3 protein-coding genes are annotated in these 1,439 nt (G+C 74.6%); all 3 read right to left on the bottom strand.

Features of this window, described 5'->3' with window-relative positions; translation table 11 throughout:
• Positions 1–125 precede the first annotated feature (125 nt).
• Complete coding sequence (locus H5J30_RS33140) at positions 126–587, bottom strand: LuxR C-terminal-related transcriptional regulator (protein ID WP_181791418.1); 462 nt, start codon at positions 585–587, stop codon at positions 126–128.
• Positions 580–1,239, bottom strand: coding sequence for a hypothetical protein (locus H5J30_RS33135; protein ID WP_181791416.1), 660 nt, complete (start codon positions 1,237–1,239; stop codon positions 580–582). The genes H5J30_RS33140 and H5J30_RS33135 overlap by 8 nt, the downstream gene beginning before the upstream one ends.
• The coding region (locus H5J30_RS33130; RefSeq protein WP_220189589.1) for a hypothetical protein at positions 1,236–1,439 on the bottom strand (204 nt) is incomplete at its 5' end. The genes H5J30_RS33130 and H5J30_RS33135, both read right to left, overlap by 4 nt.

Raw genomic sequence — 1,439 nt, 5'->3', positions numbered from 1 at the left:
CTGGGCGAGCAGCCACAGCTCGGCCAACAAGACGGCGACAAGGAGCACGACGGCGGGGTCGACGTCGGCGCCGAGCACGGCGACCGCCGCGCCGAACATGGCCAGCACCAGCAGCAGGAGGGCGATCACCGGTCCTCACCTCCGGCCGGTGCCGCGGTGACGACCCCGGCGGCCACGGCGAGACCCACCGCCTGCTCCATGCTGTGCGCGCCGATCGCCCGTACGGCGTAGTGGCGGTACTGATGGACCGTGCCGCGGGCCAGGCGCAGGCGGGCCGCGGTCTCGGGAACCGTCTCGCCGACCGCCGCGGCCGCGATGACCGCGCGGTGCCGGTCGCTCAGCGGCGGCACCTGCAGCACCGCGCGGGACGTCTCCAACTCGTTCACCCGCTGCCGCAGCCTGCTGATCTCACGCAGGAGATCCACACGCATCCCGTCGAGGACCCGACCCTGCTCCAGCAGGTGACGCTCCGCGTACGTGGCGGGCTTCCACTCGGCCGCGCCGTGGTGCGGCAGGACCAGCCCCGCGCGGACGATCGCGGCCAGCCGCCCATCCGGCATCGGCGTAGGTGGCGTCAGCTCAGCCACGGCCGTCACCGCCCGCGGCCCGGTCGAGCTGGGCGGCGATCCACTTCGCGGCCGCGGCCACTGTGCGCATGCCGTCGCTGGCCGCGGCCCACCGGAGCGCGTCCGTGCCAGCGAAGCCGAAGCCGTACTGCCCGTCCTCGGATGGCACCGCGCACGCCGCCCACTGCACAGCGCCGCGGCGGCCGCGGCTCTGGGTGATCGAGCCGGCCACGTCCGCACGCGTCACGCGGTTGACCTTGGCGGTGGTGACGAGGAAGTCGTGCGGCCACTCGGTGTTCGCGCGGCCGAGGTCGAGCCAGGGCTGTCCGGGGTAGAGGTAGAGCCCGGCCATGTGCCGCGGCGCCATCCCGTACCCCAGGTACCGGGTCGACGTCGTCGTCTGCCCGGTCTCCGCGGTGTCCTCACCGGTGATCAGGTGCGCGGTGCCGCACGCGGTGCACACCACCCGCACCCTGATCTCCCGGAAGCCCGGGCCGTGGCCGCAGTCCTCGTCCGGGCACGAGTGCCCGGGGCCCGGCTCGTCGCGGTAGTAGCTGCGGTCGCTGCGGTAGGCGTCCGCGGTGCGCACGTCCACCGTCCACCGCGGCCGCGGGCAATTCGGCTGGTGCTGCAGCAGCTCCCAGCCCAGGTAGGAGTCCTCGACCCTGTTCACCGCGCACCGCCGTCGTCGGGGTAGTCGGCGTCGTCGACGTCGGCGGGGAAGTCGCTGGCGTCGTAGACCACCCCGTCCCCGGCGAGGGCCTCGGCCAGGGCCTCGTCGTGGGCCGGGTCGTACACCCGCTCCTCGGCGAACCCCTCGGCGGTGGCCTCGCCCACCTGCGCGGCGTACTCGTCGCCGGCGCCCGGGCCGTA

Source organism: Streptomyces phytophilus, assembly GCF_013870535.1.
Lineage (GTDB): Bacteria > Actinomycetota > Actinomycetes > Streptomycetales > Streptomycetaceae > Streptomyces > Streptomyces phytophilus.
Note: the sequence above shows the minus strand (reverse complement) of the source record. Positions and strands in the feature narration are given on the sequence as shown.